Here is a 22,989-nt window from a genome sequence, read left to right as displayed (position 1 = left end):
CTCCGTCGATGCGGCGCGACCGATAATCGTGCATCGGTAGCGAATGATCGATCAGACTGACCGAATTGCCACACTATTTCTTCACGTTACCTGTCCGTGATGCGAACGTGCGAGTCCTGACACCTGTTCCCCGTAGCTCTCTGTGATAAGAAATTCCGAACCGAAAGCAACGGGGCCGCCCCGTGAGCACCGGGAAAGCGTCGACTGCTCATTCCGTCCCCAGCAGCCGCAGAGGCAGAGGTATCCATGGCAAGTGAATCCTGGACCGATAAGGTCGATGAGGCCGTCAATGACGTCTTCGAACCGGTATCGACTTTTATGAACGACATCGTCTTCTATGATGTCCCGTTGGGCGACGCAGACTTCCCGCTGATCGTGGGCTGGCTGGTCGTCGCCGGCGTCGTCTTCTCGGTGTACTTCGGCTTTGCCCAGTTCCGGTACCTCAAGACCGCGCTCAAGCTGGTGCGCGGCAAGTACGACCAGAAGGACGCGCCGGGTGAAATCAGTCATTTCCAGGCGCTCACTTCCGCCGTCTCCGGCACGGTCGGACTCGGCAACATCGCCGGTGTCGCCATTGCGGTCTCCATCGGCGGACCGGGCGCCACATTCTGGATGATTCTCTGCGGCCTGCTGGGAATGGCCGCGAAGTTCGTGGAGTGCACTCTCGGTGTGAAGTACCGGGAGATTCACGCGGACGGCACCGTTTCCGGCGGCCCCATGTACTACCTGCGCAAGGGCCTCAAGGAGCGCGGCCTCCCGAACCTGGGCAAGGTGCTCGCCTTCGGCGCCTGCTTCATGATCCTCTTCTTCACCTTCTTCGGCGGCAACCTCTTCCAGGTCAACCAGTCCCTGGAGCAGCTCACCCAGGTGACGGGCAAGGACGACAGCTTCTTCAGCGGTTCCGGCGGCGCGCTGCTGTACGGCGTGGTCATCGCCGGATTCGTCGCCCTGGTGCTGCTCGGCGGCATCCGCTCCATCGGCGCCGTCACCAGCCGCCTGGTCCCCTCCATGGCGGTCCTCTACGTCATAGCGTGTCTGCTGGTCATCAGCTTCAACGTGAGCGACGTGCCCGACGCGGTCGGCACGATCATCAGTGAGGCGTTCAACCCCGAAGGAGTCACCGGCGGACTGATCGGCGCACTGATCATCGGCTTCCAGCGGGCCGCGTTCTCCAACGAGGCGGGCGTCGGCTCGGCACCCACCGCGCACTCCGCCGTGAAGACCAAGCACCCCGCCACCGAGGGCCTGGTCGCGATGATCGAGCCGTTCATCGACACCGTTGTCATCTGCACGATGACCGCGCTGACCATCGTCATCGCCGGCGGACCGATGTACGAGAAGCTCCGCGACGACGCGGCGGCCGGCAAGGCCGTCGACGGCAGCACCAGCGCCGGTATCTCCGTCACCTCGGACGCCTTCGACACCGCGCTGCCGTGGTTCCCGTGGCTGCTGACGATCGCCGTCATCCTCTTCGCCTTCTCCACGCTGATCACCTGGAGCTACTACGGGCTGAAGAGCTGGACCTACCTCTTCGGGGCGAGCCGCACCTCGGAGCTGATCTACAACATCTGCTTCTGCCTCATCGTCATCATGGGCGCGCTGCTCTCGCTCGGCACCCTGGTGTCCCTCGCGGACGCCACCCTCTTCATGGCGGCGCTGTTCAACATCACCGGCCTCTACTTCCTGATGCCCATCGTCAAGAAGGAGCTCAAGAAGGTCCTCGAATACACCCGGCGCCGGGACGCCGGTGAGACCGAGGAGCAGATAGAGGCGGACTGGGCGGCGCGCGGCGAGGCCGTCGAGCCCGTCGAAGCAGCCGCGGCGGCCAAGGGCCCGGACGACCCCGAGGCTCCGGCGACGAAGACCCTGTGACCCGTCGCCCGTCACCACCACCCGTCGCACGCTGACAGGTGCCACGCGGCAGCACCGCGTGGCAGGCGGCCCCGTCCGCGCCCTCCGAGGCGCGGCCGGGGCCGTTTGCGCGTAGCCCCCGCTGTCTATGCTGCTGGGCATGCTGACCCTTACCCAGGACCTGTACGAGCAGATTGTCGCGCACGCCCGCCGGGACCACCCCGACGAGGCATGCGGAGTGATCGCCGGGCCCGAAGGCTCCGACCGGCCCGAGCGCTTCATCCCGATGCTGAACGCGGCCCGCTCGCCCACGTTCTACGAGTTCGACTCGATGGACCTGCTCGCGCTCCACAACGGGATGGACGACCGCGACGAGGAGCCGGTCGTCATCTACCACTCGCACACAGCCACCGAGGCGTATCCCTCCCGCAGGGACATCGACCTGGCGATGGAACCGAACGCGCACTATGTCCTGGTATCGACCGCCGAGTCCGGGGCGGACGAAGGGCCGGTCTCCTTCCGGTCGTTCCGCATCCTGGACGGCGAAGTGACGGAAGAAGAGGTCGTTTTCGTCGCCTCCTACGAGATGTGAGACGAAGCCGTCCGCATGATGGTACGGACATCGGGTTGCGACCCCGGGAATCGTTACGATGAGCGCATGGTTGTCCACGACGTGAGCGCACTCAGCTATGCCACGGGCCCGCTGCTCACGGCGCGCCTGCATGTCGACCTCTGCCGCCTCGCCAGCGCCGCGTAGGTGCCGCGCCTGGCCGCGCCGCGCCGCTGTCCGCCCCGGGCGCCGCGCCGCGACGCCGTGGCCGTACGGTCCCCAGCCCCGCCCGCCTTCCTCTTCCACAGGAGCACACCCATGGCCATCGAGGTCCGCATCCCGACAATCCTGCGCACCTACACCGACGGTGCGAAGTCCGTCAACGGAGAGGGTGCCACCGTCGCCGACCTCTTCAAGGACCTCGAATCCCGGTTCACCGGGATCGAGCAGCGCCTGGTTGAGGACGACAAGCTGCGCCGCTTCGTGAACGTCTACCTCAACGACGAGGACGTCCGCTTCCTGGAGGGCATCTCCACCCCGCTCAAGGACGGCGACAGCGTCACCATCCTCCCGGCGGTGGCCGGAGGAGCGGTCGCCGGAGGAATGCGCTGATGCGCTACGACTCTCCGCTGGAGGTCGTCGGGAACACCCCGCTGGTTCGCCTGCCCCGCCTCTCACCCTCGGCGGAGGTGCGGATCTGGGCGAAACTCGAGGACCGCAACCCGACCGGTTCGATCAAGGACCGCCCGGCCCTGCACATGATCGAGCAGGCTGAGAAAGACGGGCGGCTCACCCCCGGCTGCACCATTCTCGAACCGACCTCCGGCAACACCGGCATCTCGCTCGCCATGGCCGCCCGGCTCAAGGGCTACCGCATCGTGTGCGTGATGCCGGAGAACACCAGCGAGGAACGCCGCCAGCTGCTCGCCATGTGGGGCGCCGAGATCATCCCGTCCCCCGCCGCGGGCGGCTCCAACACGGCCGTCCGGGTCGCAAAGGAGATGTCCGCCGAACACCCGGAATGGGTGATGCTCTACCAGTACGGAAACCCGGACAACTCCGGCGCCCACTACACCGGCACCGGCCCCGAGATCCTGGCCGACCTCCCCTCGGTCACCCACTTCGTCGCCGGCCTGGGCACCACCGGCACACTGATGGGCGCGGGCCGCTACCTGCGGGAGCACCGCCCGGACATCCACATCGTGGCCGCCGAGCCCCGCTACGACGACCTCGTCTACGGACTCCGCAACCTCGACGAGGGCTTCGTCCCCGAGCTGTACGACGAATCCGTCCTCACCACCCGCTTCTCCGTGGGCTCCGAAGACGCGGTCACCCGTACGCGCGAGCTGCTCTCCCAGGAAGGGATCTTCGCGGGCGTCTCCACGGGGGCGGCGCTGCACGCCGCACTCGGCGTCGGCAAGCGCGCACAGCAGGCCGGTGAAGCGGCGGACATCGTCTTCATCGTCGCCGACGGGGGCTGGAAGTACCTCTCGACGGGGATCTACACCGCGGCCTCCACGGAGGCGGCGGTGGCGGCGCTCCACGGCCAACTCTGGGCGTAGCCGCCCGTGGCTCCGGCGGGCGGGGCCGGGCCCGCCCCAACACGGCCCGCGCCCCGCCCGCCGGACCTCTCCCCTGGCCCGCCCCTTCCCCGAACCGGGGCTCTGCCCCGGGGCTCCGTCGGTCGGGGATCGGCCGGGTGCTGTGCGGGCTGTCGCCCGTCGGCCCCCGCCGCACGCCGGGCGGCTGCGAGCCACGCCCGGGCCCCAGGTTCGGGAAGGGCGGTCAGGGGAAAGCCCGACCACTCAAGGTTCCGCCGGGCGGCCAGGCGGGACACGGCCCGCGCTGTACCCCGCCCCGTTTCCGGGAGCCCGGCACAACCCAGCACGGAGCGCCCTGGTCCGGAAAGAGGGACCCCCGCCCCAGAGGGCCCGGGGCGGAGCCCCGGTCTCGGGAAGGGGCGGGTCAGGGGAAGGACCTGGCGGCCGATGGTGAGCCGGTGGGGAACTGCGGCATCAGCCGCCCAGGTGGCGGAGGTGAGCCCACTGGTCCGGGGGCAGTTCCGCGATGCGTCGGCGGAGGGTGGAGCGGGGTACGTGGCGGGATGTCGCCTCCAGCCGGTACGGCCCCTCGCCGAGGGGGCCCGGGGGCAGCCGCAGCGGCGCCGTGGCCGGGTCCGACGGCGGGCCGTGCGCTTCCGCCGCGTCGGTGATCGGGGCGACCCTGACGGAGTCGGAGTCGGAGTCCCCGGATACCGCCAAGACGAGACAGAGCCACACCGCGCCCCGGCTCCATTCGCCGGGACCGGCCGTGTCGCTGGGCGGCGGAGCGGCCCACCAGATCTCGCCGGGCAACGGACGCGGAAGCGGCGCCCCGGTGCGCACACCGCCCGCACGGACGGATCCGCGGGACCGGCCGAGCCGACCCGTGCCGTCCACCAGCGTCGCCGCCAGCGCGAGCACCGCCACCGCGCCGAGTGCGAGCCACGACCAGGTCTCCAAGCCACTCCCTCCGGCCGCCCGGTTCACCCGGGCCGCCGAGCCGACCGTATGAATTTCCGGCTCCGAAGGTACCCCGCGCTGGTGATTCCGCCCACACCACAGCCCTGCGGAGGAGTCAGCGGGCCGCTCGCGGCTTACGCTCGGAAAATCCCCATCCACCCCCAGGGGCCCACCGGCTGCCCACGGAGGTTCCCGCTCCATGAAGCTCACCGTCGTCGGCTGCTCCGGCTCGTTCCCGTCCGCGGACTCGGCCTGTTCGAGCTATCTCGTCGAGGCCGACGGATACCGGCTGCTTCTCGACATGGGCAACGGCGCACTCGGCGAACTCCAGCGCCACTGCGGCCTGTACGACCTCGACGCCGTCGTGCTCAGTCATCTGCACGCCGACCACTGCATCGACATGTGCGGATACTTCGTCGCGCGCTACTACCGCTTCGAGGGCGGCCGCTGCGCGCCGATCCCGGTGTACGGCCCCGAGGGCACCGAGAAGCGACTGACCACCGCGTACGACGACACGCCCTCAGAGTCCTCCATGAGCGAGGTGTTCGACTTCCGCCCGCTGAGCCCGGAAGGCTCCTTCGAACTGGGCCCGTTCGTCGTCCGTACGGACATGGTGCGCCATCCGGTGGAGGCGTACGGCTTCCGTATCGAACAGCGTGGCACCGGCCGTACGCTCACCTACTCCGGTGACACGGGCCCCTGCGCCGAGCTGGCCGGGCTCGCCGAGGGCGCGGACCTCTTCCTGTGCGAGTCCTCCTTCACCCATGGCAAGGAGGACATCCCGGAACTTCACCTGAACGGCCGACAGGCCGGGGAGTTCGCCAGCCGTGCGGGCGCCGGTCGGCTGGTCCTCACGCACATCCCGCCGTGGACCGATCCGCAGGTCAACCTGCGCGACGCGAAGTCCGTCTTCGACGGTCCGGTGGATCTGGCCCGGCCCGGAGCGGTGTACGAGGTGTGACCGGCGCGGCGTAGTGCCGACGACGCGGCCCCGGAATCCGCAGTGGGTTCCGGGGCCGCGTCGTGGCGCTCCGAGGTCAGACCAGGCCGGTCGGATCAGGAGGGGTACGGCTGATCACGCCTTGTACTGGGCCTTCTCCTCCTCCTCGATCTGCTCGTCCGTCTCCCGGCCGGGGGTCGGGAGGTTGAACTTGGTGATCGCGAAGCGGAAGACCACGTAGTAGACCGCCGCGAAGCCAAGCCCCACGAGGGCCAGCAGCCAGGGTTTCGTGGCGATGCCCAGGTTCAGCAGGAAGTCGATCGCGCCCGCCGAGAAGCCGAAGCCGTCCTTCATGCCGAGTGCCCAGGTGAGAGCCATGGAGACGCCGGTGAGCACGGCGTGGATCGCGTACAGCACCGGTGCGATGAACATGAAGGTGAACTCGATCGGCTCCGTGACGCCGGTGACGAACGCGGTGAGCGCGATGGAGAACATCATGCCGCCGACGACCTTGCGGCGCTCGGGGCGGGCGCAGTGGTACATCGCGAGGCAGGCCGCCGGGAGGGCGAACATCATGATCGGGAAGAAGCCCGTCATGAACTGCCCGGCCTCCGGGTCACCCGCCAGGAAGCGGGCGATGTCGCCGTGCGCGCCGTCGTACTCCCCGGCCTGGAACCACGGGAAGGAGTTGAGCAGGTGGTGCATGCCGACGGGGATCAGCGCGCGGTTGGCGACGCCGTAGATACCCGCTCCGGTGGCGCCCGAGCCGACCAGCCACTCGCCGAAGTTGTGCAGCCCGGTGCCGAGAACCGGCCAGATGTAGCCGATGGCGATGCCGATGAACAGACCTGCGAAGGACGACAGAATCGGCACCAGGCGACGGCCGCCGAAGAAGCCCAGCCAGTCCGGCAGCTTCTTGCGGTGGTAGCGCTGGTAGAGCAGGGCCACCACGATGCCCATGATCACGCCGCCGAGCACGCCCGCGTCGACCGCGGGCGCCACTTCGACGATGTTCCCGTCGACAACCTCCTGCTCCTTGGGCAGGTTGCTGTCGGTGAAGACGCCCAGCACGTTCTTGAAGACCAGGTAGCCGACGACGGCGGCCAGGCCGGTCGAACCGTCCGACTTCTTCGCGAAGCCCACGGCGATGCCGACGGCGAAGAGCAGCGGCATGTTGTCGAGCAGGGCGCTGCCGCCCGCGCCCAGGAACTCGGCGATACGGTTGAGGAACGCGGGGAAGTTCTCCCGCCCGAGCATGTCCGGCTGGCCGAGCCGGACCATCAGCGCGGCGGCGGGGAGAGTGGCGATCGGCAGCATGAGGCTGCGGCCGATCCGCTGAGCGACCGCCATCGCACCCGCGCCGCGGCCCTTCTTGTCGGCGCCGGCCGAAGCACTAGCCGTGGACATAACATCCTCCTGGTACGCGCGAGGGGACGGCCGGATTGAGGCACGGCCCGCGCCAATGGTCTAATCCACTCAGTGGTTTAGACCATTCTTAACACGGGCATGGCGGGCTAGGGAATGCACCCGCTGGAGTGGCGTGACCCACATCGGCCACATCCGGGAACCATTCCGGTCGCCGTCATCATCTGCCGAGCAGGTGGAGCACGCCCGTGAGGATGGACTGAACGTGGCTTACCGTGAACACACCGCCTCATGAGCCTCCACCAGGGCCGAGAAACCAGGAGAACCAGATGGCCAGCAAGGCTGAGAAGATCGTCGCCGGACTCGGCGGGCTCGAGAACATCGAGGAGATCGAAGGCTGCATCACCCGCCTCCGCACCGAGGTCAGCGACTCGGCGCTCGTCGACGAGGCGGCACTCAAGGCCGCCGGTGCCCACGGCGTCGTCAAGATGGGCACGGCGATCCAGGTCGTCATCGGCACCGACGCGGACCCCATCGCGGCCGAGATCGAAGACATGATGTGACCAGCGGGTGCCGCGTCAGGGCGGGGCAGACCCGGCGAGCGGGTGGACCCTGCCCGGCGCGGCACTAGGCTCGACCCCATGTCTCAAACCGACGTCCCCCGCATCGACGGGAGGACACCAGACCAGTTGCGTCCCGTGTCATTCGAGCGTGGCTGGAGCAAGCACGCCGAGGGATCCGTCCTCGTCTCCTTCGGCGACACCAAAGTCTTCTGCACCGCGAGCTTCACCGAAGGCGTACCGCGCTGGCGCAAGGGCAGCGGCCAGGGCTGGGTCACCGCCGAATACTCGATGCTGCCCCGCTCCACCAACACCCGCGGCGACCGTGAGGCCGTACGCGGCCGGATCGGCGGCCGTACGCATGAGATCTCCCGCCTCATCGGCCGCTCACTGCGCGCGGTCGTGGACCTCAAGGCACTCGGCGAGAACACCATCGTGCTCGACTGCGACGTCCTCCAGGCGGACGGCGGCACCCGCACCGCAGCCGTCACCGGCGCCTACACCGCACTGGCCGACGCCGTCGCGTGGGCCCAGGAACGCAAGCTGATCAAGGGCAGGACGCAACCGCTCACAGGCGGGGTGTCCGCCGTCAGCGTCGGCATCATCGACGGCGTCCCGATGCTCGACCTCTGCTACGAGGAGGACGTGCGCGCGGAGACCGACATGAACGTCGTCTGCACCGACGACGGACGCTTCGTCGAAGTCCAGGGCACCGCCGAAGGCGTCCCCTTCACGCGCGCCGAACTCGACGGCCTGCTCGACCTGGCGGTCAAGGGCTGCGCCCAGCTCGACGGCGCACAGCGCCTGGCACTGGCGGGGGAGTAGCCCGAGTAGTTCCGAGTGGCGGCTCAGAATCGCAACTTTACGAGTGCTTTACGCGTCAGAGAAGGTACGGGCCGTACGGGTCATACCGTGCGGTCCGTCCGGCTGCACCCCGGCCCGGCCGCGACCAGTCGGTTGGCGGCAGCCGGGCGGAGACGACGGACGGGCCACGGACGGACCGTCCGTCCACACAGGAGGGGAACACTCGTGCGTCGCACTCTGGGCACCACCGCCGCCACCGCTGTCACCGTCGCGCTCACCGCATCCCTGGCAGTGGGCTGCGGAGCCCTGGACAAGGCACTCGACTGCGCCAACACCGCGGTCACCATCGCCGGCACCGTCGACGACCTGCAACAGGCCGTGTCCGGTGCCACGGAGGACCCGCAGGCCGCCCGCGAGGCGCTGACCAGCATCGACAAGAACCTCGACAAGCTTCAGGACGAGACGGACGACGGCGACGTCAGCAAGGCCGTCAAGGACATGGCCACGGCGGTGGACGACGCCCGCACGGACATCGAGCAGGGCCGCTCCCCGGACGTGGGCCCGGTCGGCGACGCCGCCGACGACCTCACGAACGTCTGCTCACCGGGCTGAGCGTCGCAAGGGTGCGGCCTGCGGCCTGCGGGCCGCTGGCCTGTCGGGTGCGACAGGCTCTGAGACAATCCGGCAATGAGCCAGCGCCTGATCCTCGCCACCCGCAACGCACACAAAGTCGCCGAACTGCGGGCGATCCTCACCGCCTCCGGCCGCGCCGGCGGCACCGCCCTCGAACTGGTGGGGGCCGACGCCTACCCGACAACGCCGGACGTCAAGGAGACCGGTCTCACCTTCGCCGAGAACGCCCTGCTGAAGGCCCACGCCCTCGCCTCGGCTACCGGCCATCCCGCCGTCGCCGACGACTCCGGCCTCTGCGTGGACGTACTCGGCGGGGCCCCGGGCATCTTCTCCGCCCGCTGGGCGGGCACCCACGGCGACGACCGGGCCAACCTCGACCTGCTGCTGGCCCAGCTCTCAGACATCGAAGACCCGCACCGTGGTGCCCACTTCGCCTGCGCCGCCGCGCTCGCCCTCCCGGACGGCACCGAACGCGTGGTCGAGGGCCGCCTCACAGGCAGCCTCCGGCACACCCCGGCGGGCACCGGCGGCTTCGGCTACGACCCGATCCTCCAGCCCGAAGGCGAAACCCGCACCTGCGCCGAACTGACGCCTGACGAAAAGAACGCCATCAGCCACCGCGGCCGCGCCTTCCGCGCCCTGACCCCACTCATCCACGAACTGGTGGGGTGAAGTGCGGCCGGAGGGATTCGAACCCTCACGGGGGTTACCCCACTGGGACCTAAACCCAGCATGTCTCGCCAATTCCATCACGGCCGCTCGTCGTCGACCATCGTAGCGGCCGGGCGGTGGGCGGGGGTATCTGGTTCCGTGCTCCGGGACGGAGACGGCCCGCGGCGACGACCGCCACGGCCACGGCCACACCAGGTGTCCGTGATCGCGTGGCAGTTCGGGCAGAGATAGCGCAGGTTCTGGCGGCGGTTGTCACGCCAGTCGCCGTTGATGTGGTCGATCTGCAGCGTCATGGAGACGCCCTGCCACTCGCCAGGATTTCCGCAGCCGGTGCAGAGATAGCCGATTCCGATTTCCTCGAGGGCCCGGCGCAGTCTCGTGTGGTTCGTGCGGACCGATCCGGGCGGTTGAACGCGAAGTACTTCACCGGCGACCGACTGAGCCCCGACAGGCTGCGGCCGCCTGCGCGCTGTCCGCGTGAAGTGGGAGCGGTCGAAACCGAGTTGAACGGTACGGCGCTGAAGGTGCCGGTGGTTCGCGTCATTGACCGCCAGCTCCAGCCTCCTCATGACCTCGGCATAACTGCTGGACTGGGCGACGGCGGACCGCAAATCGTCCGGGGCGATGTACTTGCGGAAATGGGTGAAGTGGGAGAGATCCACCCCGTGTTCCGTCAGCATCCGGCGAAGCGTCGACCGCGAACGGCTGTCATCGGCGATGCCCAGCAGCTCTGCCGTCGACCGGATGCTGGACGACGCGGCGGCTGCGGTGGCGAGTTCCTCACGGGTGAACGGGAGATCGAGCGGCGAGTAGTTCAGAGCGGGAAAGTGGGAGGTGTCGAAACCGGCCACCAGAATGCGGCGACGAATATGGGAAAGGGTGCCCGTCGCGGGACGCGCCCCCAGTTTTCCGGCAACTTCCCGCAGTGTCGTCGACGAAGCCACTGCTTCCCTGATGGCTTCGTCCGAATATTTCCGCCAGGGGCTCTTCTTCTTGAAGTGGCTGGTGTCGATTCCATGGGAGCGCACGTGCTCCTGAACGACGCGCCGCCTTCCCCCGCTGGGCCGGAAGCCCATTCGGCGCAGCAGCTCCGCCCAGGAGGTGGAGGCGGTCACAGCCTCGGTCAGCACCTCAAGGTCGTAGATCCCGGGCATGCGCGCTCCCCCTCCGCTTGCTCTGCGGCGTGCGTGTGTTCTGGTCTCGCAAGGGAGAACGAGCGGAGGGCCTGCGGGTTACGCCGTGCGAGTGGGTGGGGAGGGGGGCGGTCAGATGTGGAGGTCCTTGATGAGTTTGGCGACGTGGCCGGTGGCCTTGACGTTGTAGAGGGCGTGTTCGACCTTGCCGTTCTCGTCGACGATGACGGTCGAACGGATGACGCCGGTCACTGTTTTGCCGTAGAGCTGCTTTTCGCCGAAGGCCCCGTACGCGTCCATGACCTCTTTTGACGGGTCGCCGACGAGGGTGACCTTCAGGCTTTCCTGGTCACGGAAGGCGGCCAGCTTCTCGGGCTTGTCCGGGGAGACGCCGATGACGTCGTATCCGGCGCCCGCCAGCAGCTCCAGGTTGTCGGTGAAGTCGCAGGCCTGCTTGGTGCAGCCGGGGGTCAGCGCGGCGGGGTAGAAGTAGACGATGACCTTGCGGCCGGTGTGGTCGGACAGGGAGACCTGCTTGCCGTCCGCGTCGGGCAGGGTGAAGGCGGGGGCGGTGTCGCCGGGCTGCAGTCGCTCGCTCATCGGTGCTCCTTGGAGGTCGGTGCCGTACGGGACGAGGGTAGCGAGCTGTCCGTTCGGGGGAGCCGTGGGGCGCGGGCGGTGCGAAGCTGACAGACTGTCCGGTAGGAGAGCAGGCCGAGTGCTACGAGCAGCGACGGAGGCAGCGCGGTGTCGGATGCCAGGACCCCGGTGGACATCGAGGCGGACATCGTCCGCAGGCGGCGGGATCTCGCGGTCGCGCTGGACGAGATCGCCGTGCGGGTGCACCCGCAGACGCTCATGGGTGACGTCAAGGCCAAGGCCGCCGCGAGCGTCGACCGGACGGTGGGTCGCGCCTACGTCGCCGTGAATCAGGGCGTGTCCGGGGTGCGGGCACAGTTCGTCGGTGAGGACGGCTCGCCGCGTATGGAGCGGATCGTGCCGGTGGCTGTGGTGGCGGCGGTGGTGACGGGCGGGCTGTGTTTCCGTTCGGCCAGGCGGCGACGGCGCTGACCCGTCGCCCGGCCTCCGGGCCCGGCAGGATCCAAACGAGAGACCCTGAGCCTGGCCACCAGCCGCCGGTCGCAGCCGCCACGGCCCAGCGGCCCGTGGCGGCGCGGTCCTGTTATACGGTTCGGCCGTGAGTTCCCTGACGCCCGCATCTGATTCCCCGCGGCACGACAAGCTGCCGATCCGGATGCTGCACGACCGTGTACTGGTCCGTACGGACATCCCGGAGGGCGAGCGACGTTCCTCGGGCGGCATCGTGATCCCGGCTACGGCCGCGGTCGGCCGCCGCCTGAACTGGGCCGAGGTGGTCGCCGTCGGGCAGAACGTACGGACGGTGGAGCCGGGCGACCGGGTCCTGTTCGACCCGGAGGACCGGGCCGAGGTCGAGGTGCGCGGTGTGGCGTACGTGCTGATCCGCGAGCGCGATCTGCACGCGGTGGCGGCCGAGCGGTTGCAGGGGTCCGAGGACTCCACCGGCCTGTATCTGTAGGCCGGTCGGCCCGTCAGTGTCCTGAGGTGGCCTTGAGGCCGACGATCGCGACCAGCAGCAGGCAGACGAAGAAGATCCTGGCCGCTGTCGCGGGCTCGCCGAGCGCGAACATGCCGATGAGTGCGGCTCCTGCCGCACCGATGCCCACCCAGACGCCGTAGGCGGTGCCGATGGGCAGCGTGCGGGCGGCCTGGGAGAGCAGGAACATGCTGGCGGCGAAGCCCGCGATGGTCAGGACGCTGGGCACCAGCCGGGTGAAGCCTTCGGTGAACTTCAGGCCGATCGCCCAGCCGACCTCGAGCAGACCGGCGAGTGTGAGCAGAATCCAGGCCATGACGGCACCTCCGTGGTGGGAACTGATACGGGGTGCGTCGTCTTTCCTGATGAGCGAATGGGCGGATGAGCTGGTCCCCACTGCCCTGCTGCGTTCTGCGACCCGGTACGGCGCGTCTCGTCGGATCAAGACCCACCGTAGCAAACCCGGCCCGGAGGCCGCCTCCGACGCCCGGCCCGGTCCGACGCCCGGCGCGGGTCACTCCGCCGGGCCGGCCCGGCTCAGGTGTCTCCGCCCTCGGTGACCCCGCCGTCCGGTTCCCCGTTCGTGCCGCCGGGATCGCCGCCTTCGGTGACTCCGCCGTCCGCGCCTCCGGGGTCGCCGCCACCTGGGCCACCGCCGCCCGGATCGCCGCCGCCGGGGTCACCCCCGCCGGGGTCGCCGATGCCGCCCGTCCCTTCGGTTCCTCCGCTTCCTTCGGTGGTCCCGTCGGTGCTGCCGCCGACGGCGCCGCCCGTCGTCGGGTCGTCGGGGTCCGGGGGGATCTCGGTGCCGGGGTCGCCCGGTGTCTCGGGCTCACCGGGGGTGTCCGGGGGGTCGTTGGCGGGCGGCTCGGTGCCGGGGAGGCGGTCGGTGGGCCGCGTGGTGGGCTGGGTGTCGCCCGTGGGGGACTCGGGCGGGCGGCTGGAGCCGTCGTCGCTGGTCTTGAGGTCGAAGTCCTTCTCCGGTTCGCCGTCCAGCGCGTCTGCCGTGTAGGCGCCCCAGATCTGGGCGGGGAAGCCGCCGCCGTTGATCCGGGGGAGCCCGGCCGCCCCGTACAGCGGTTCGTGCCCGCCCTCGGGGTTCTGGCCCATGACGCTGATGACGGTGGCCAGGTCCGGGGTGTAACCGGCGAACCAGGCCGCGCGGTCCTCTTCGGCGGTGCCGGTCTTGCCTGCGGCGGGGCGTCCGGCGCTCTTGGCGGCGGTGCCGGTGCCGCCCTCGACGACGCTCTGGAGGATCGCGGTGGTGGAGTCGGCCGCGTTCCGGGGCACGGCGCGTTCGGTCGCACGCTTGGGCAGACTGATGACCTCGCCGCCCCGGGTGGCCTTCTTCACCAGGCTGTGGTCGCGGTGCTCGCCGTGCCGGGCGAGGGTCGCGTACGCCTCGGCCATGTCGAGGGTGGAGGCGGTGGCGACTCCGAGGGCGATGGAGCCGTCGGCAGGCATGTTCGGGGTGTCCTTGGGCAGACCGAGGTCGATCGCGGTGTCCTTGACCTTCTGCGGGCCGACGTCCACACCCATCTGGGCGAAGACGGAGTTGACCGACTTGTCCATCGCGGTGATGACGGGGATCTGGCCGTAGGAGCGGTCGTCCTCGTTGGCGGGCGCGTAGTCGGTGCGGCGGCCCTCGCTCATCACCTCGCGCTTGTTGGTGCCGTCGTAGATCGTGCGGGTGCCGATGGCGCGGCCGTCCTGGGTGGTGGCGTCGTTGCGCAGCGCGGCCGTGTAGATGAACGGCTTGAAGGTGGAGCCGACCTGGTAGTCGGTACGGGTGGCGTTGTTGACGTACTGCTTGAGGAAGTCGACGCCGCCGTACATCGCGACGACCTCGCCGGTCTTGGGATCGATCGAGGTGCCGCCGGCGCGCACGAAGTCGTCCACGTCGCGGTCCTTGCTCAGCTGCGACATCAGCTGGTCGTCGACCGCGTCGACGAGGGCGTCCTGCTTGTCGGGGTCGATGGTGGTGGTGATGCGGAAGCCTCCCGCGCGCAGGCGCCGCTCGTCGATGATGTCGTTCTCGATGAGGTAGTTCCGCACCGCTTCGACGAGATAGCCGCGCTGCCCGGAGAGGGCGTTCGGCGGCTTGTACGGGCCGGGCTCGGGGAACTTCATCGCGTCCCGCTTCTTCTGCCCGAGCCAGCCCTTCTCGGTCATCCCGTCGAGCACGTAGTTCCAGCGGGCGAGGGCGCGCTCCCTGTTCTCCGGGTGGGCGTGGGTGTCGTACGCGCCGGGGGCGTTGACCAGGGCCGCGAGATAGGCGCTCTCACCGGTGGTGAGGTCTTCGGCGGACTTGCCGTAGTAAGCGTGCGCTGCCGCCTGGATGCCGTAGGCGTTGCGCCCGAAGTAGCTGGTGTTGAGGTAGCCGAGCAGGATCTCCTCCTTGCTCACCTCGTTGTCGAGCTTCAGCGCGATGAAGAACTCCTTGGCCTTGCGGCTGAGGGTCTGGTCCTGGGTGAGGTAGTAGTTCTTCACGTACTGCTGGGTGATCGTGGAGCCGGACTGCTTGTCGCCGCCCGTGATCATGTTCCAGCCCGCGCGGGTCATGGCGGTGAGGTCGACGGCGGATTCGTTGTAGAAGTTCCGGTCCTCGGCGGCGAGCACGGCGCGCTGGGCGCTCTTGGGGATCTGGGAGAGGGTGACGATCTCCCGGTTGATCTCGCCGTCGCGGGCGATCTGGGTGCCGTCGGAGTAGAGGTAGACGTTGTTCTGGGCGGCGGCGGCCTTGTTGGGTGCCGGGATGTCGACCAGCAGATAGCCCGCGACGAGGCCGCCCGACAGGATGAGCACGATCATCAGGAACGAGCCGACCACCAGGCGCCAGGTGGGGATGAGGCGCCGCCAGCCGGTCCGCCGCCGCGCTGCCTTGGCAGGTTTGCCTGCGCTTTCCGGGCTGCCTGAGCTTTCCGGGCTGCCTGAGCTGTCGGAGCCACCGGAACTGCCTGAGCTGCCCTGTCCTCCGGCTTCGCCCGCTGATCCTGTGTCCGGCCGGGACTTGTGGCCCTCGGCCGCGTCGTTCGGCTCGTCACTCATCGCTGCAGGCACTCCTCGTCCAGAGTCGGGCGATTCGTGTCGTACGCCCCATAAGTCACTCTCGCATCATCCATGCCGTACCCCGTCCGCCCGTGAACGGCCACACCGTCGACGGCCACACCTGTGACAACGGTGGCTGCCTCCGTGCGTGTCCCCTCACCCGGTCGAGTGAGTTCGGCGTGCGGGAAATCCGATCGCTGCGTGCCGGTCAGGTCGGTTAGGCTCGCGTGCTTCGGCCGTTTCCTGCTGCCGTACGGAAGTACTACTGGGTAGACGGAGGAGCGGCCCAAAAGGATGCGCCATCTTCCGCTCTATTTCGCCGTCCTGGGCAGCAGCTTCCGCCGGTACTCCACCTACCGGCTCGCGACGGCGGCCGGAGTCTTCACCAACACGGTCTTCGGCTTCATCGTCGCCTACACCTATATCGCGCTCTGGTCGCAGCGTCCGGAGCTGGGCGGGTACGACCAGGCACAGGCGCTGACCTTCGTCTGGCTGGGGCAGGCGCTGCTCGCCGCGACGGCGCTGATGGGCGGCGGTGCGCAGGAGGAGCTGGAGGCCCGCATCCGGACGGGTGACGTGGCCGTGGACCTCTACCGGCCCGTCGACCTGCAGGCGTGGTGGCTGGCCGCCGACCTGGGCCGGGCGGCGTTCCAACTGCTGGGACGCGGGATCGTGCCGATGCTGGTGGGTGCGTTCGCGTTCCAGCTGGCGCTGCCCACAGCACCGCTGACCTGGGCGGTGTTCGCCGTCTCCGTCCTGCTCGCGGTGGTCGTCGGCTACGCGCTGCGCTATCTGCTGGCCCTGACCACCTTCTGGCTGATGGACGCGGCCGGGCTCAGCACCGTGGGCGTCCTGCTCAGCATCTTCTTCTCCGGGATGCTGCTGCCGCTCACCGTCTTCCCGGGCACCTTCGGCGAGGTGGTACGCCAGCTGCCGTGGGCGGCGATGCTCCAGGTGCCCGCCGATGTGCTGCTGGAGGAGCGCGCGGGGGCGGGCAGCCTGGCCCGCGCGCTCGGTTTCCAGGCGGGGTGGGCGCTGGTGCTGCTGGCGGCGGGGCGCGCCCTGCAGTCCGTGGCCACCAGGAAGGTGGTGGTGCAGGGTGGTTGAGCGGATCTGGTGGGGGACGCGGGCGTACTGCCTGATCGTCGGGATGTGGGTAAGGGCGACGCTGACCTACCGCACGTCCTTCCTGATGATGGCGGTCGGGAATCTGGTCACGACCCTCCTCGACTTCGCCGCGATCGCGATCATGTTCATGCACGTCGACGAGCTGGGCGGGTTCTCCCTGGCGGAGGTGGCCTTTCTCTACGGCACCTCCTGCACGGCCTTCGGGCTCGCCGATCTGCTGCTGGGTTCGCTGAGCAGCATCGGCAGCCGGGTGCGCGACGGCACGGTGGACACGCTGCTGGTGCGCCCGGTGCCGGTGCTGGTGCAGGCCGCCGCGGACCGTTTCGCGCTGCGCCGGATCGGACGGATGCTCCAGGGCCTGCTGCTGCTGGGCTGGGCGCTGTCCGGGCTGGACATCGACTGGACACCGGTGAATGTGCTGCTGGTGCCCGTGATGCTGCTGAGCGGCGCGGCGATCTTCGCCGCCGTGTACGTGCTGGGCGGCGCCTTCCAGTTCTGGGCGCAGGACGCGGCGGAGGTGCAGAGTGCCTTCACCTACGGGGGGACGACGCTGCTGCAGTATCCGCCGACGATCTTCGCCGAGGACCTGCTGCGCGGGGTGACGTTCGTGGTGCCGCTGGCGTTCGTCAACTGGCTGCCCGCGCTCCGTGTGCTGGGCCGGGACGATCCGCTGGGGCTGCCCGGCTGGGTGGACTTCGCGTCCCCCGCGGTGGCCGTGGCCTGCTGTGCGGTGGCGGGGCTGGCCTGGCGTGCCGGACTGCGCGGCTATCAGAGCACGGGGAGTTGAGGAGGCGCGGCATGGACGGCATGGACGGTGTGGACGGTGTGGGCCGCATGGCCAAGCGGGAGCGAAGCGGCGACTGCATCGAGGTCGAGGGCCTGGAGAAGGTCTTCCGGGTGCGCCGCCGCACCGGGCCGCTGCGCCGTGAGCGCCGCGAGGTGCGGGCTGTGGACGGCATCAGCTTCACGGTGCCACGCGGCCAGATCGCCGGTTTCATCGGGCCGAACGGCGCGGGGAAGTCGACGACCATCAAGATGCTGACGGGGATCCTGACGCCCAGCGGCGGCCGGCTGCGGGTGGCCGGTATCGAGCCGTCCAGGGACCGGACCAAGCTCGCGCGCCGGATCGGAGTCGTGTTCGGGCAGCGCACGACCCTGTGGTGGGATCTGCCGCTGCGCGACTCGTATGCGCTGGTGCGGCGGATCTACCGGATTCCGGAGGCGCGCTACCGGGCGAATCTCGAGCGGTGTGTCGAACTGCTGGATCTGGGGGCGCTCCTGGAGGTGCCCGTACGGCAGCTGTCGCTGGGGCAGCGGATGCGCGGCGACATCGCTGCCGCGCTGCTGCACGATCCGGAGGTGCTGTATCTGGACGAGCCGACGATCGGGCTCGATGTCATCAGCAAGGCCCAGGTGCGGGAGTTCCTGCGCGTGCTGAACGAGGAGCGGAGCACCACCGTGGTGCTGACGACTCACGACCTGACCGATATCGAGCAGCTGTGCGAACGCGTGGTGGTCATCGACCACGGGCGGCTGATGTACGACGGCTCGCTGGCGGGGCTGCACGAGGTGGGCGAGAGTGAGCGCACCCTGGTGGTGGATCTGGAGCGGGAACTGCCGCCGATCGAGGGCGTGCCGGGTGCCCGGACCGTACGTACCGAGGGGCCGCGCCAGTGGCTCGCCTTCGCCGCCTCGGCGAGTGCCGCGCCGATCGTGTCGCGGATAGCGGCCGACTATCCGCTGGTGGACCTCTCGCTGCGGGAGCCGGACATCGAGGCGGTCATCGCGAGGATGTATGCCGGTCGCTAGTGCTGTGGCCGGGAAGGTTTACCGGGAAGTGCGCGGCGTCCGGTGCGGTTCCTCGCAAGGCGGAGGATCGCCCTCGTAGTGGGCTACTCGGGCGACTCCGACAACGCGGCGAGGGGCCGTGCCGGGCGTCGCGAGCCGGTGAACCTTCCCGGCCACAGCACTAGCTGTGTCAGAGCTTCGCCGGGGTGGAGTCCCGCAGCTGTGCCACGTCGACGGCCTGGGCCATGGCGCGGTAGCCGTTGTCGCTCGGGTGCAGGTGGTCGCCGGAGTCGTAGGCCTTGCGCAGCCGCTCCGGGTGGGCGGGGTCGCGCAGCGCCGCGTCGAAGTCGACGACCGCGTCGAAGACTCCGCCCGCGCGTATCTGCTGGTTGACCGCCTGCCGGATGGCGTCCAGCCGCGGCTCGTAGCCACGGTGCCCGCCGAAGGGGGTGAGGGTGCCGCCGAGCACCTGGAGGCCCCGCTCGTGCGCCTGCTCCGTCATCTGCCGCAGACCTTCGACGATCTTGTCGGGGTCGCTCTGGCGGGGCCCCTTGAGTATGTCGTTGAGGCCCATCTGAATGATCACGGCTTTGGCACCCGTACGGGAGAGGACGTCCCGTTCCATCCGCAGCAGGCCGCTCGGGCCGTTGTTGGGGTAGTACTTGTTGCCGTCGATCAGTATCCGGTTGCCGCTGATGCCGCTGTTGAGCACGCTGTAGCGCGGTGCCTGGCGTTCGGTGCGCAGCCGTTGGGAGAGGAAGTCCGTCCAGCGGCGGTTGGCGCCGGGACTGGAGGTGATGCCGTCGGTGAGCGAGTCGCCGATCACCACGACGGAGCCCTCGGCCTCGGTGCTCCACACGTCGATGCCGGTGAGGTAGCGCCAGTAGGGGATCTGCTTGGTGAAGGCGGTGCCCGCGGTCTGCTCTGCCTGGTCGCCCTGTGCGAGGTAGCTGGTCTGGCGCGCGTACGGGTGGTACGTCACCGGGCCGGAGGTCCTGGGGGAGTACGTGGTGATCAGCAGGTCGGCCGCGGCGGGGACGTTGAGCCGGACCGCGTCGCTGGTGACCCGGCCACCCGGAGGGATCGTCACCGAGCGCTTCTCGCCGAAGGTCAGCAGCCGCATGCTGCCCGAGGCCGCGGTCGGGTTGCTGGGCGCGGCGGCCAGCGCCAGGCTCGCGTGAGTGATCGTCAGCGGGCTGTTGCCGTAGAGGTTGGAGAGGTGGATGCGGGCCCGGCTGCCGCCGACGGAGCTGTGCGCCACGTTGCGTATGGACGTGTCGCTGATGCCCTCGTGGGTGTCCGGCTCCGCTGCCGCCGCGGCGGCGGACCAAGTGCCGACCCAGGTGCCGGCGGAGGCCGGATCGGCCGGGTCGCGCGGAGACGGGGCGGCGTTGATGTCATCCTTCGAACCTCCGACACCGATGAATATCGCTGTCGAGATCAGCACCACCACGGCCGCCAGTCCGGCCAGCAGGGCATAACCCATGTTTCTGGTCATGCTCGGTGAATCCCCTCGGGCGGACGGAGCCCGGGCTCCGGGCGGTCGGCAGTGTCATGATCCCACGGTTGGAGCAGCGCCCCGCACGCAGAGACGCGAGGAACCCCTAGATCGTTCCTCCCGTTGCGCGGATTGGGACAATGGGGGAACCGGGGGCTGGACAGGTGGAGTGGATGGAACGGTCAAAAACGGGTGAAGTCGCTGCCGATGACAGCGTTCATGTGAGCGCACTCACAAGCGGTCCTGGCGTGTTCACGGCGGCCGACGAGGAGAAGCAGCGCGGCGTACGCGCGATGAAGGCGATCGCGACCGGAGCCCTCGGGGTGATGGCGCTGATCTTCGTCCTCGCCACGTGGGCCAAGAACTCGGGTGCCGGAGGCTGGGCGGGCTACGTCGCGGCGGCGGCCGAGGCGGGCATGGTCGGCGCGCTCGCCGACTGGTTCGCCGTCACAGCGCTGTTCCGGCGGCCGATGGGCCTGCCGATCCCGCACACGGCGATCATTCCGACGAAGAAGGACCAGCTGGGTCAGAGCCTCGGCGAGTTCGTCGGAGACAACTTCCTCGCGGGGGAGGTCGTACGGGGGCGGCTGCGCAGTCTGGGCATCGGCGCCAGGCTGGGTACCTGGCTCGCCGAGCCCGAGCACGCGGACCGGGTCACCGAGGAGCTCGCGACCGCCCTGCGGGGCGCGCTCACGGTGCTCCGTGACTCCGATGTGCAGGCCGTGGTGGGCGAGGCGATCACCCGCCGGGCCGAGGCGCAGGAGATCGCGCCCGGGCTGGGCACGATGCTGGAGAAGATCGTCGCGGACGGCGGGCACCGGAGAGTCGTGGACCTGGTCTGCACGCGGGCCTGCGACTGGCTGGACGAGCACGGCGATTCGGTGATGGACGCGGTGAGCGGTGGTGCGCCCGGCTGGACGCCCCGTTTCGTCGACCGCAAGATCGGCGAGCGCGTCTACCGGGAACTGCTGCGCTTCGTCACCGAGATGCGCGACATGCCCGAGCACCCGGCGCGCGGCGCCGTGGACCGCTTCCTCACGGACTTCGCCCAGGATCTGCGGACGGACCCGGAGACCAGGGAGCGGGTGGAGCGGCTCAAGCGGGATGTGCTGGGGCGCGGCGAGGTCCAGGAGCTCATCGCCTCCGCCTGGTCGTCCGTACGCGGCATGATCGTCGCTGCGGCGGAGGACGAGCGGAGCGAGCTGCGGGTGCGCGCCCGTGCGTCGCTGCTGTCGCTGGGCGCCCGGATGTCCGTGGACGGGCGGCTGCAGGGCAAGGTCGACGGGTGGATCGAGGGTGCGGCGGTCTATGTCGTGACCACCTACCGGAGGGAGATCACCTCGTTGATCACGGATACGGTGGCGGGCTGGGACGCGGAGCACACTTCCCGGAAGATCGAGGCCCACATCGGCCGCGACCTCCAGTTCATCCGCCTCAACGGCACGGTGGTCGGCGCGCTGGCGGGCCTGGTGATCTACGCGGTCTCGCATCTGCTGGGGGCGTAGTGCCGCGCGGCGGCCGGGTGTTGTCCGGTGGCTTGGCCACTTGGGTGGCGGTGGCGGGAGCGGGAACCGCCCGCACCGCTCGCGCGTTGACGGCTGTAGCGGGCAGGTGCGCAGAGGTCCGGTGACCGGTGTGGTCCGCACGGAGTGTGGTCCGCACGGCTGGTGCCGATGCCGAGGGGAGGGCAGCGACATGTGGGGTCGGGGTTTCGCCGGCCGCGCGGAGTGGTGCGCGCTGTTCCTCCTGCTTGCCGAGTTCCTCCTCTGGCAGACGGGCCTGACGGGCGGGCTGGCCCTGGCGGCCACCGCGGCCGTCGGTCTGACCTTCGCCGTCTGCTTCCTGCCGCTGGCCCGTCCGGTCGGCTCCGCCCCGCCGGGCCGAATACGTACGGTCCTGCGCGACCGCGCCCTCCGGGTGGCCTTCCTGCCACAGCGCGACCCTGACGCCGCGGGCAGCACCAGGCCCCGGGCTCCGGGCCGTCCGATCCGGACGGCCGCGTAGGCGCACGCACAGTCTGAGCCTGCGTGGCTCGTCACGCCGCATTTCTCCTGCCGGCACGACGAGACCTCGTGGAGGGCTCCCGCATGTCTTCTTCTTCCTCTTTCTTCGACGGCGCCGCTTCTCTGGTGATGTCCCTGTCGGAGTCGCTCGACCCGGTGTTCCACGCCCAGGCCACGGCCGTGGCGATCGTCCTGTGCACCATGCTGGTGCGGCTGGCGCTGCATCCGCTGGCCCGTGCCGCCGCCCGCGGAGAGGGGGTGCGTGCCGAACTGGCGCCGCAACTGGCCAAGCTGCGGCACCGGCACGGCTCCGACCCGGAGCGGATGCGACGCGCGGCGGCGGAGCTCTACACCGGCCGTGGAGTCTCGCCGGTGGCGGGCTGCCTGCCGATGCTGCTGCAACTGCCGGTGTTCTTCGTCATGTACCACCTGTTCACGACGGACGGGGAACTGCTCGGACAGCAGCTTTTCGGCACCCCGCTCGGCGGGCGGTGGGCCGACGCGCTGGGGGACGGCGGTGTGTTCGGGGCGCAAGGGCTGGTGTACGCGGGGCTGTTCGCTGTCATCGGTGCCGTGGCCGTCTGGACGTACCAGCAGGCCCGCCGCTCGGCTGCCCAGGCTTCGGCTGCCCAGGCTTCGACCGGCCGGACGCAGGACGTCCCCGCCGCGCCCGGTGCCGCCGCGATGGCCCGCTGGCTGCCGCTGCTCTCGTTCGGGACTCTGATCACGGCGGCGGTCGTACCGCTGGCCGCCGGGCTGTACCTGGTCACCACGACCAGTTGGACGGCGGTGGAGCGGGCGCTGCTCCAGCCGCTGCGCCGTCCCAGCAGGTGAACACGGGGTTGTGAAGCCGCGCCCGCTCCTGGAGGCTGCCGGGTGGCCTCTCAGAGGCTTGGCCGAATCCGCCTCGATGGCCGTCCCCATCGTTCATGACCACGG

25 protein-coding genes and 1 tRNA gene are annotated in these 22,989 nt (G+C 69.6%); 18 read left to right on the top strand and 8 right to left on the bottom strand.

Features of this window, described 5'->3' with window-relative positions; translation table 11 throughout:
* Positions 1-246: 246 nt before the first annotated feature.
* The 5 genes from LHJ74_RS15270 to LHJ74_RS15255 all read left to right on the top strand — a co-directional run bounded on the left by LHJ74_RS15270 (position 247) and on the right by LHJ74_RS15255 (position 3,963).
* Entirely contained in the window at positions 247-1,872 is a 1,626-nt protein-coding gene (locus LHJ74_RS15270) for an alanine/glycine:cation symporter family protein (RefSeq protein ID WP_260218563.1), read from the top strand.
* Positions 1,873-2,011: 139 nt separating this feature from the next.
* Positions 2,012-2,443, top strand: a complete 432-nt coding sequence (locus LHJ74_RS15265; RefSeq protein ID WP_260218562.1) for a M67 family metallopeptidase — start codon at positions 2,012-2,014, stop codon at positions 2,441-2,443.
* A gap of 66 nt (positions 2,444-2,509) precedes the next feature.
* A complete protein-coding gene (locus LHJ74_RS34200; protein ID WP_311203298.1) occupies positions 2,510-2,608 on the top strand; it encodes a putative leader peptide in 99 nt (32 codons plus the stop codon).
* Positions 2,609-2,719: 111 nt separating this feature from the next.
* A complete protein-coding gene (locus LHJ74_RS15260; protein WP_260218561.1) occupies positions 2,720-3,013 on the top strand; it encodes a MoaD/ThiS family protein in 294 nt (97 codons plus the stop codon).
* Positions 3,013-3,963, top strand: coding sequence for a PLP-dependent cysteine synthase family protein (locus LHJ74_RS15255; protein ID WP_260218560.1), 951 nt, complete (start codon positions 3,013-3,015; stop codon positions 3,961-3,963). The genes LHJ74_RS15260 and LHJ74_RS15255 overlap by 1 nt, the downstream gene beginning before the upstream one ends.
* Before the next feature lie 453 nt (positions 3,964-4,416).
* On the opposite strand, the gene LHJ74_RS15250 is transcribed toward LHJ74_RS15255, so the two are convergent.
* Positions 4,417-4,902: a type II toxin-antitoxin system PemK/MazF family toxin gene (locus tag LHJ74_RS15250; protein WP_260218559.1), complete on the bottom strand. Its 486-nt coding sequence runs from the start codon at positions 4,900-4,902 to the stop codon at positions 4,417-4,419.
* A gap of 199 nt (positions 4,903-5,101) precedes the next feature.
* On the opposite strand from LHJ74_RS15250, the gene LHJ74_RS15245 reads away from it, so the two are divergent.
* Complete coding sequence (locus LHJ74_RS15245) at positions 5,102-5,863, top strand: MBL fold metallo-hydrolase (RefSeq protein ID WP_260218558.1); 762 nt, start codon at positions 5,102-5,104, stop codon at positions 5,861-5,863.
* 114 nt (positions 5,864-5,977) lie between these two features.
* Here LHJ74_RS15245 and LHJ74_RS15240 read toward each other — a convergent pair whose 3' ends face one another.
* Positions 5,978-7,249, bottom strand: coding sequence for a PTS transporter subunit EIIC (locus LHJ74_RS15240; RefSeq protein WP_260218557.1), 1,272 nt, complete (start codon positions 7,247-7,249; stop codon positions 5,978-5,980).
* A gap of 287 nt (positions 7,250-7,536) precedes the next feature.
* On the opposite strand from LHJ74_RS15240, the gene LHJ74_RS15235 reads away from it, so the two are divergent.
* The 4 genes from LHJ74_RS15235 to rdgB all read left to right on the top strand — a co-directional run bounded on the left by LHJ74_RS15235 (position 7,537) and on the right by rdgB (position 9,876).
* On the top strand, positions 7,537-7,770 hold the full coding sequence (locus LHJ74_RS15235; RefSeq protein WP_260218556.1) for a PTS sugar transporter subunit IIB: 234 nt from the start codon (positions 7,537-7,539) through the stop codon (positions 7,768-7,770).
* 78 nt (positions 7,771-7,848) lie between these two features.
* Positions 7,849-8,592, top strand: a complete 744-nt coding sequence (gene rph / locus LHJ74_RS15230) for a ribonuclease PH (protein WP_260218555.1) — start codon at positions 7,849-7,851, stop codon at positions 8,590-8,592.
* 204 nt (positions 8,593-8,796) lie between these two features.
* Positions 8,797-9,183: a hypothetical protein gene (locus tag LHJ74_RS15225; RefSeq protein WP_260218554.1), complete on the top strand. Its 387-nt coding sequence runs from the start codon at positions 8,797-8,799 to the stop codon at positions 9,181-9,183.
* 75 nt (positions 9,184-9,258) lie between these two features.
* Positions 9,259-9,876: an RdgB/HAM1 family non-canonical purine NTP pyrophosphatase gene (gene rdgB, locus LHJ74_RS15220; RefSeq protein WP_260218553.1), complete on the top strand. Its 618-nt coding sequence runs from the start codon at positions 9,259-9,261 to the stop codon at positions 9,874-9,876.
* 2 nt (positions 9,877-9,878) lie between these two features.
* Here the strand turns inward: rdgB and LHJ74_RS15215 are convergent.
* From LHJ74_RS15215 to bcp, 3 genes are all read right to left on the bottom strand, one after another.
* Positions 9,879-9,963, bottom strand: a tRNA-Leu gene (locus LHJ74_RS15215).
* On the bottom strand, positions 9,954-11,030 hold the full coding sequence (locus LHJ74_RS15210) for an HNH endonuclease signature motif containing protein (protein ID WP_260218552.1): 1,077 nt from the start codon (positions 11,028-11,030) through the stop codon (positions 9,954-9,956). The genes LHJ74_RS15215 and LHJ74_RS15210 overlap by 10 nt, the downstream gene beginning before the upstream one ends.
* A 111-nt stretch (positions 11,031-11,141) precedes the next feature.
* Entirely contained in the window at positions 11,142-11,609 is a 468-nt protein-coding gene (gene bcp, locus LHJ74_RS15205) for a thioredoxin-dependent thiol peroxidase (protein WP_260218551.1), read from the bottom strand.
* 147 nt (positions 11,610-11,756) lie between these two features.
* Here bcp and LHJ74_RS15200 point away from each other — a divergent pair, with 147 nt between their 5' ends.
* Both LHJ74_RS15200 and LHJ74_RS15195 read left to right on the top strand, forming a co-directional pair.
* Positions 11,757-12,080: a DUF3618 domain-containing protein gene (locus LHJ74_RS15200; protein ID WP_260218550.1), complete on the top strand. Its 324-nt coding sequence runs from the start codon at positions 11,757-11,759 to the stop codon at positions 12,078-12,080.
* 184 nt (positions 12,081-12,264) lie between these two features.
* Entirely contained in the window at positions 12,265-12,567 is a 303-nt protein-coding gene (locus tag LHJ74_RS15195; protein ID WP_260218660.1) for a GroES family chaperonin, read from the top strand.
* A gap of 13 nt (positions 12,568-12,580) precedes the next feature.
* Here the strand turns inward: LHJ74_RS15195 and LHJ74_RS15190 are convergent, their stop codons facing one another.
* A complete protein-coding gene (locus tag LHJ74_RS15190) occupies positions 12,581-12,901 on the bottom strand; it encodes a DMT family transporter (protein WP_260218549.1) in 321 nt (106 codons plus the stop codon).
* Between the two features lie 221 nt (positions 12,902-13,122).
* On the bottom strand, positions 13,123-15,633 hold the full coding sequence (locus LHJ74_RS15185) for a transglycosylase domain-containing protein (RefSeq protein ID WP_260218548.1): 2,511 nt from the start codon (positions 15,631-15,633) through the stop codon (positions 13,123-13,125).
* 294 nt (positions 15,634-15,927) lie between these two features.
* Here LHJ74_RS15185 and LHJ74_RS15180 point away from each other — a divergent pair, with 294 nt between their 5' ends.
* The 3 genes from LHJ74_RS15180 to LHJ74_RS15170 are packed head-to-tail and all read left to right on the top strand — an operon-like array spanning position 15,928 to position 18,570.
* On the top strand, positions 15,928-16,740 hold the full coding sequence (locus LHJ74_RS15180; RefSeq protein WP_260218547.1) for an ABC transporter permease: 813 nt from the start codon (positions 15,928-15,930) through the stop codon (positions 16,738-16,740).
* Between the two features lie 43 nt (positions 16,741-16,783).
* Positions 16,784-17,548, top strand: a complete 765-nt coding sequence (locus tag LHJ74_RS15175; RefSeq protein WP_260218659.1) for an ABC transporter permease — start codon at positions 16,784-16,786, stop codon at positions 17,546-17,548.
* Between the two features lie 20 nt (positions 17,549-17,568).
* A complete protein-coding gene (locus tag LHJ74_RS15170) occupies positions 17,569-18,570 on the top strand; it encodes an ABC transporter ATP-binding protein (RefSeq protein WP_375546760.1) in 1,002 nt (333 codons plus the stop codon).
* Positions 18,571-18,739: 169 nt separating this feature from the next.
* Here LHJ74_RS15170 and LHJ74_RS15165 read toward each other — a convergent pair whose 3' ends face one another.
* Positions 18,740-20,047: an SGNH/GDSL hydrolase family protein gene (locus LHJ74_RS15165; protein ID WP_260218546.1), complete on the bottom strand. Its 1,308-nt coding sequence runs from the start codon at positions 20,045-20,047 to the stop codon at positions 18,740-18,742.
* Between the two features lie 173 nt (positions 20,048-20,220).
* On the opposite strand from LHJ74_RS15165, the gene LHJ74_RS15160 reads away from it, so the two are divergent.
* From LHJ74_RS15160 to LHJ74_RS15150, 3 genes are all read left to right on the top strand, one after another.
* Entirely contained in the window at positions 20,221-21,552 is a 1,332-nt protein-coding gene (locus tag LHJ74_RS15160; protein ID WP_375546751.1) for a DUF445 domain-containing protein, read from the top strand.
* 190 nt (positions 21,553-21,742) lie between these two features.
* Positions 21,743-22,051, top strand: a complete 309-nt coding sequence (locus LHJ74_RS15155; RefSeq protein ID WP_260218544.1) for a DUF6412 domain-containing protein — start codon at positions 21,743-21,745, stop codon at positions 22,049-22,051.
* A gap of 83 nt (positions 22,052-22,134) precedes the next feature.
* Entirely contained in the window at positions 22,135-22,884 is a 750-nt protein-coding gene (locus tag LHJ74_RS15150) for a YidC/Oxa1 family membrane protein insertase (RefSeq protein ID WP_260218543.1), read from the top strand.
* Positions 22,885-22,989: the final 105 nt, after the last annotated feature.

Origin of the sequence: Streptomyces gossypii (genome assembly GCF_025165795.1) — a bacterium.
In the GTDB taxonomy this organism is placed as follows: domain Bacteria; phylum Actinomycetota; class Actinomycetes; order Streptomycetales; family Streptomycetaceae; genus Streptomyces; species Streptomyces gossypii.
The sequence above is the reverse complement of the archived record's forward strand: the minus strand, read 5'-3'. Positions and strand labels throughout refer to the sequence as shown.

What these genes read in the sequence shown, in the direction of transcription:
- LHJ74_RS15270 (WP_260218563.1), top strand. Translation starts at nt 247, where the DNA reads ATGGCAAGTGAATCCTGGACCGATAAGGTCGATGAGGCCGTCAATGAC.
- LHJ74_RS15265 (WP_260218562.1), top strand. Translation starts at nt 2,012, where the DNA reads ATGCTGACCCTTACCCAGGACCTGTACGAGCAGATTGTCGCGCACGCC.
- LHJ74_RS34200 (WP_311203298.1), top strand. Translation starts at nt 2,510, where the DNA reads ATGGTTGTCCACGACGTGAGCGCACTCAGCTATGCCACGGGCCCGCTG.
- LHJ74_RS15260 (WP_260218561.1), top strand. Translation starts at nt 2,720, where the DNA reads ATGGCCATCGAGGTCCGCATCCCGACAATCCTGCGCACCTACACCGAC.
- LHJ74_RS15255 (WP_260218560.1), top strand. Translation starts at nt 3,013, where the DNA reads ATGCGCTACGACTCTCCGCTGGAGGTCGTCGGGAACACCCCGCTGGTT.
- LHJ74_RS15245 (WP_260218558.1), top strand. Translation starts at nt 5,102, where the DNA reads ATGAAGCTCACCGTCGTCGGCTGCTCCGGCTCGTTCCCGTCCGCGGAC.
- LHJ74_RS15240 (WP_260218557.1), bottom strand. Translation starts at nt 7,249, where the DNA reads ATGTCCACGGCTAGTGCTTCGGCCGGCGCCGACAAGAAGGGCCGCGGC.
- LHJ74_RS15235 (WP_260218556.1), top strand. Translation starts at nt 7,537, where the DNA reads ATGGCCAGCAAGGCTGAGAAGATCGTCGCCGGACTCGGCGGGCTCGAG.
- rph (WP_260218555.1), top strand. Translation starts at nt 7,849, where the DNA reads ATGTCTCAAACCGACGTCCCCCGCATCGACGGGAGGACACCAGACCAG.
- rdgB (WP_260218553.1), top strand. Translation starts at nt 9,259, where the DNA reads ATGAGCCAGCGCCTGATCCTCGCCACCCGCAACGCACACAAAGTCGCC.
- LHJ74_RS15210 (WP_260218552.1), bottom strand. Translation starts at nt 11,030, where the DNA reads ATGCCCGGGATCTACGACCTTGAGGTGCTGACCGAGGCTGTGACCGCC.
- bcp (WP_260218551.1), bottom strand. Translation starts at nt 11,609, where the DNA reads ATGAGCGAGCGACTGCAGCCCGGCGACACCGCCCCCGCCTTCACCCTG.
- LHJ74_RS15195 (WP_260218660.1), top strand. Translation starts at nt 12,265, where the DNA reads ATGCTGCACGACCGTGTACTGGTCCGTACGGACATCCCGGAGGGCGAG.
- LHJ74_RS15190 (WP_260218549.1), bottom strand. Translation starts at nt 12,901, where the DNA reads ATGGCCTGGATTCTGCTCACACTCGCCGGTCTGCTCGAGGTCGGCTGG.
- LHJ74_RS15185 (WP_260218548.1), bottom strand. Translation starts at nt 15,633, where the DNA reads ATGAGTGACGAGCCGAACGACGCGGCCGAGGGCCACAAGTCCCGGCCG.
- LHJ74_RS15180 (WP_260218547.1), top strand. Translation starts at nt 15,928, where the DNA reads ATGCGCCATCTTCCGCTCTATTTCGCCGTCCTGGGCAGCAGCTTCCGC.
- LHJ74_RS15175 (WP_260218659.1), top strand. Translation starts at nt 16,784, where the DNA reads ATGTGGGTAAGGGCGACGCTGACCTACCGCACGTCCTTCCTGATGATG.
- LHJ74_RS15170 (WP_375546760.1), top strand. Translation starts at nt 17,569, where the DNA reads ATGGACGGTGTGGACGGTGTGGGCCGCATGGCCAAGCGGGAGCGAAGC.
- LHJ74_RS15165 (WP_260218546.1), bottom strand. Translation starts at nt 20,047, where the DNA reads ATGACCAGAAACATGGGTTATGCCCTGCTGGCCGGACTGGCGGCCGTG.
- LHJ74_RS15160 (WP_375546751.1), top strand. Translation starts at nt 20,221, where the DNA reads ATGGAACGGTCAAAAACGGGTGAAGTCGCTGCCGATGACAGCGTTCAT.
- LHJ74_RS15155 (WP_260218544.1), top strand. Translation starts at nt 21,743, where the DNA reads ATGTGGGGTCGGGGTTTCGCCGGCCGCGCGGAGTGGTGCGCGCTGTTC.
- LHJ74_RS15150 (WP_260218543.1), top strand. Translation starts at nt 22,135, where the DNA reads ATGTCTTCTTCTTCCTCTTTCTTCGACGGCGCCGCTTCTCTGGTGATG.